Genomic DNA, 5702 nt, shown 5'->3' on the forward strand with positions numbered 1-5702 from the left:
AGTAAGTCAGACAAAGTCTCAACGTTGCTAGGTTTCCAATCATTAATTATGTTTAGAGCTTGAGAAACATCCATAAAAAAATCCAAGTGCATTAAATACACTTGGATTTTGACAGCTCTGAAGGATCGTTCAACCGATCACTTTGGCCTTAACTGATCGGCATTAGAGTCTTACGTCTCGGCTTTTTATTTGATAACTATTTATTTGATAACTGTGCTACAAAACTGTCAGCGTAATGAGCAGCTTTCTAATAATTGACGCTTGCGAGGCTCTTGCAGCAATTTCCAATGAATACCTTCGATCGCACCAGCAAACTTCCACAGTAGTTTTACATCGACGTCACTACCGTACGTTTTTCTCACTTTAGAAAATATCGTAGGAGCACCTAAGCGCATGAACGTTTCCACATCATTGATGCCCGCTTTTTTAACCATACGCTCTAACGTTAACTGCATGTTTGGCAAATCACGTAGTCGACGACTTGCAGAGGATTTTTGAAAGCTACGTTGCTCAACAGAATAGCGAATGGAACGTTCAATGATCGTATCTAGGCTCTCATGATTGCTCACAAAAAGCTCAGTAATATCATAATAATTAACGGTTGCTGTGGTCTGCTTTTTAACGTGTTTGTATTTTTCGCAGCCTAATTTTGTGAGTGCATCATCGAGCTCTTCACCTCCACGAATAAAAACAGACTCTTCACTAATCAGTGAATACATCGCTTCTTTTTGGAAAAGCCCAACACCACCAAACATTGAACGCTTTTGAAATGCGCCAAATTTAATAACGTAATTGAAAAATGCATGCTCAATCATATCCATTGATCCTTAATCAAGTTCCCCGATTAATAGTGATCACCAGATAGCAGCGTATTTTTGCGAATAAAAAGAGTAAGTTAGTAACAAGCTTGTAGTAGTTTAGTATTAGCTTGCTTAATATGGGTACTATCATAGTTAACGATACAAAATAAGTCTGGGCATACATCACATCAATAAACATATCTGCGCAGAGTTATGAGATGAAAATCACATCATTGTGTTTATGAATAAATTTTTTTGACACACATTCCTTTCATTAACGTATTAAGGCTAATGTATCAAGAAAACAAATTAATGCGATTAATGGTGAATTGATTGCTTATTTGGGTTAGCAGACGGTAAAATGCCTTCAGTACAGATTGAGCACAAATTTATGAATCATCTATCTTTTTACTGGCTTCCAGATCATCATCAAATGCTCATCCAAGGGTTAGAAAGTGAATTTTCTCAATTGGTTGAACACTCACTCAGCACAGGAAAAATTTCACTTCCTCCTATTCCTGATGTTGTTCTAAAAATACAGCGCTTATGCACATTAGAATCTACTGAAATTTCAGATGTCGCCGATTGTCTACTTGAAGATCCCGGACTGACTGCAATTGTAGTACGCGTAGCAAACTCTGTTGTCTTTAATCGTCGAAATATTACCTGTACGGATTTAGTCACGGCTGTATCACGCTTAGGCATACTACGAGTACGCGACATTGTAACAGCCCAAGCGATTGAGCAGTTAAAGCACTCTGTAAACTTAAGCAAAGAATGCAATAAAATATTGGTTAATAGCGCCGCCATATCGCGAGAGCTTGGCGCAACCATGGTGATGGTAACTCACGCATTTAAACAACTAGAACCAAGCCGATATCAACATTTAGAGCAGGAAAAAGCCTTACTTGTCGGTCTACTTGCGGATATTGGCTTGTTTTGTCTGGTACACGAATATCATTTATATCTTGAGAAAGGCAACTATCTCGATCAAGACATCGCCCTACAGATTTTTCAGTCGCGATGTTCAAAAACCAGTCAGCTTGTGTTAAGAAGTTGGGGGTTCGACTCAGATTTCCTTGAAGTAGCAGGAAATCAATCTTTAGTCGCATCTTCTCACGAAGTCAGTTACCTTGATGTGGCACGTATTGCTCACCATCTTTTACTGTTTCGTCGTCAAGATGAAGAGATTGAAGAGCATGACGTCGAAATTAATGCGACCGGAGCTGAGGTGCTATACAACTTAAGTAACCTTAGTGAGCTTGAATTCAAATCAAAACTCAATGATGTGATCAACGCAAGCGGCTTCTAAACCCAAAATAATCAGAGGATGAGATGTTCTCAGGGATGTTATTTATTTTTGCCCCACTAATAGTGGGGTATCTATTTTCTATTGCCAATCAACAGTGGCTAGCAGCATTAAATAAAGCCACGTCTTGGTTAGTTTACGTCATTCTGTTTCTGATGGGTTTAAGCTTGGCAGCCCTCGATAACTTGGGCAGTAACCTACAGTTGATACTTAAATTTACCACCGTATTTTTCTTGATGATCGGTGCTTGCAACTTGTTGGTCTTGCCCTTTATTGACAAATTTTTACCCATAAAAACCGATGCGAACCATTCAAAACTGCCACTATCTAGCATGGCGTTAGAATCCGTAAAGCTGATTGTGGTTGTCGGTGGAGGATTGGCGCTTGGGGTTGTATTAGGATTCGATTTAAGTTGGGTTAGCACCGCCAGTGAATGGATCTTGTTCGTATTGCTTTTCTTTATTGGTATTCAGTTGAGAAATAGTGGTTTAACTCTACGACAAATTTTGCTCAATAAATACGGGATGGTCATCGCACTAGTCATTATATTGACCTCTTGGATTGGGGGGATCATTGCGGCCATGATTCTTGATATCCCAATTTATCGAGGACTAGCCATGGCTTCCGGTTTTGGATGGTATTCACTTGCCGGGATTTTAATGGGTGATGCTTTCGGCCCAGTCTATGGTGGTGCCTCTTTCATGATAGAGCTACTTAGAGAACTGGTTGCTTTAGTGATGATCCCCATGCTAATCCGAACCAAACCTTGCTCTGCCATCGGCTATGCTGGGGCAACCGCGATGGATTTCACCTTGCCCGTGATCCAGACAACTGGCGGGGTTCGTTGCGTACCGATCGCAATTGTCAGTGGGTTTATTCTCAGCCTACTGGTGCCTATTCTTATGCTGTTCTTTGTATCACTTGCAGGCTAGATCTCAGGAATCACTTTAGCCTTCATTTAAACTAACAATAGGGAGTAGAAAACTCCCACACAATAACAAAGCCCAAAGGAAGATTTATGAAACGTGTTATCGTTGCCCTACTGCTCTCAACTTCAGCGAATGTTGCTCTCGCTGCTGATAACCAATGCTTATCCGAAAAATATGACGCTTATGTCGACGCGTCTCTCCATTGGTATAGTGATCTCGCAGACTTAACGACCGCGCAATATCCTGAACTTACTGAAGTCAGCCAATGGTTTCTGCAAGGACGCCAGCATCACTTTGAATTAAGCCGTGCGGCAGTCCACTATTACCTAAGCAACGATCCTTCTAAAGTTGCAACCTCGCAACCTGTAGAAGCTTGGTTAAAACTAGAACAGCACGACATTAAAGTATTGGCCTCACGCAGTGATGATCTCGGCCACATTGCTAAAATCACCTATGAAGATCGCCAAGCAAAGCCTAACGAAAAAAACTATGAATTACGTTCAGCTTTAGCCGAATTGCTCAGTCATCCGAAGCAGATCGAAGCTGCGTTGAATAAATATAACGATGCCATCGCCTTGATCGAAAAGAAAGTCTGTAACTAGTCGCCGCCTCTACTCTAGCCGAATTAAGACGGGACAACTGTCCCGTTTTCGTTTAGATTGTGCCGCTCGCATTCCATAAAATCAAAATAACGAAGCTGTATGGTATCAGAACAAAAAACTGCAGATGTGAGTTTCGAGAGCTTGTTACGGATCTTCACTGTGCCCGAAGGCCCCGACTCAACACTGACAAAAATAGACCAAGAGCTATCGCGCAATTTGAACCTCTTCTTGCGTGAACATATTGTCGCTGAAGAAAAACCACTCAAAGAGATCGAAAAAGATTTCTCTAATCCGCAAATTCCAGAGTCACCGGAGTTCGTTTCAGAACATACTCAGCATTTGTTGGACAATTTAGTCGCTCATTCAGTGCATACCTCGGCTCCTAGCTTTATTGGTCATATGACATCTGCACTGCCATATTTCTTGATGCCGTTATCAAAGATCATGATTGCGCTGAATCAAAACTTAGTCAAAATTGAAACGTCAAAAGCGTTTACACCGCTAGAACGGCAGGTTTTGGGTATGTTGCATCGTTTGATCTATCAAAAAAACGACGCTTTTTACAGCCAATGGATGCATAGCGCTAATCATTCGCTCGGTGCATTTTGCTCTGGTGGAACAATTGCCAATATCACGGCATTGTGGGTGGCTCGTAATAATACTTTGAAAGCCGATGGTGATTTCCAAGGCGTCGAAAAAGAGGGGCTGTTTAAAGCCATGCGTCATTATGGTTATCACGGGTTAGCCATTTTAGTGTCTGATCGTGGCCATTACTCTTTAAAGAAAGCCGCTGACGTATTGGGTATCGGCCAAGAAGGCTTGGTTTGTGTAAAAACCGACCACAACAACCGCTTATGCCCACAAGATTTGAAAGCCAAAATGGCACACCTAAAAAGCCAGAAAATTAAACCTTTTGCGGTTGTTGGCGTCGCCGGAACGACAGAAACGGGCAACATTGATCCCTTAAGAGATATCGCCAATATTTGCCAGCAAGAAGGTTGTCATTTTCACGTAGACGCCGCTTGGGGCGGTGCAACATTAATGTCGAATAATCACCGACACTTACTCAATGGTATTGAGTTGGCTGACTCCGTCACGATTGATGCACATAAACAGCTCTACATCCCTATGGGTGCAGGCATGGTACTATTCAAAAAGCCTGATGCTATGCATTCAATTGAGCACCATGCGCAGTATATTTTGCGGAAAGGTTCAAAAGATCTAGGCAGCCATACGTTAGAAGGTTCTCGTTCAGGTATGGCCATGTTGGTGTACGCTAGCATGCACATTATTAGTCGCCCTGGCTACGAATTATTGATTGACCAAAGCCTAGCTAAAGCTCGCTATTTCGCCGATCTAATTAAAGAACAAGACGATTTTGAGCTGATTTCTGAACCCGAACTGTGTCTTTTAACCTATCGTTATATTCCTGCTTTTGTTCGCCAAGCACTACAACAAGCCTTGCCCAATCAAAAAGCAGAACTGAACGAGTTGCTAAATGAAATCACCCAGTTTGTGCAGAAAAAACAAAGGGAAACGGGGCGTTCATTTGTCTCTCGAACCCGTTTAAACCCAGAACGCTGGGACAAGCTTGATACCATCGTATTCCGCGTGGTACTAGCCAACCCGCTAACGACACATGCTATCTTGCATTCGATCTTAGATGAGCAACGACATATTGCCACGCTAGCCCCTAATTTGATGGCCAAAATTGAGCAGCTTGCTCAAAAAATCATCAACTAGAATCCCTATAAGTTACAGCGAATTGAAAATTTATTTCTTTTTGCTGTAACTAATACATCATTAATGAGCTAGAAATTTCCATTAATCATCGATTTAAATCTAAATTCTGTAGTTTTCATGAAATTTTGTTTGAGGCTTGTCATGTTCTCATCAATTGTTAACTTGAATTGTTACGGAAATCTACATCCTAGGTTTATACTCATTGCATGGCGTTGGTTTAACTTACCTTTTTGGAAATGTGTTATTTCCAATCCCCCCAAAGGGCGACCGGGTAAAACCAACGAGTTGTTCTCTTCGCCCGCGTGAACACTATGAATAC

Annotated in this window: 5 protein-coding genes; 4 read left to right on the top strand and 1 reads right to left on the bottom strand. The window is 41.5% G+C overall.

Going from position 1 to position 5702, the window contains the following annotated elements:
- Positions 1–227: 227 nt before the first annotated feature.
- Entirely contained in the window at positions 228–821 is a 594-nt protein-coding gene (locus AACU59_RS02970; RefSeq protein WP_013857112.1) for a TfoX/Sxy family DNA transformation protein, read from the bottom strand.
- 370 nt (positions 822–1191) lie between these two features.
- Here AACU59_RS02970 and AACU59_RS02975 point away from each other — a divergent pair, with 370 nt between their 5' ends.
- From AACU59_RS02975 to panP, 4 genes are all read left to right on the top strand, one after another.
- Entirely contained in the window at positions 1192–2112 is a 921-nt protein-coding gene (locus AACU59_RS02975; protein WP_026028826.1) for an HDOD domain-containing protein, read from the top strand.
- A gap of 23 nt (positions 2113–2135) precedes the next feature.
- Positions 2136–3041 carry a lysine exporter LysO family protein gene (locus tag AACU59_RS02980; protein WP_017047741.1) on the top strand — a complete coding sequence of 302 codons (906 nt, stop codon included), beginning with the start codon at positions 2136–2138 and terminating at the stop codon, positions 3039–3041.
- Between the two features lie 86 nt (positions 3042–3127).
- Complete coding sequence (locus AACU59_RS02985) at positions 3128–3640, top strand: hypothetical protein (protein ID WP_017044636.1); 513 nt, start codon at positions 3128–3130, stop codon at positions 3638–3640.
- A 99-nt stretch (positions 3641–3739) separates the two neighbouring features.
- Positions 3740–5383, top strand: a complete 1644-nt coding sequence (gene panP / locus AACU59_RS02990; protein ID WP_161437706.1) for a pyridoxal-dependent aspartate 1-decarboxylase PanP — start codon at positions 3740–3742, stop codon at positions 5381–5383.
- The last annotated feature ends 319 nt before the right edge of the window (positions 5384–5702 follow it).

Source organism: Vibrio sp. V23_P3S9T160, from assembly GCF_963886625.1.
Lineage (GTDB): Bacteria > Pseudomonadota > Gammaproteobacteria > Enterobacterales > Vibrionaceae > Vibrio > Vibrio anguillarum.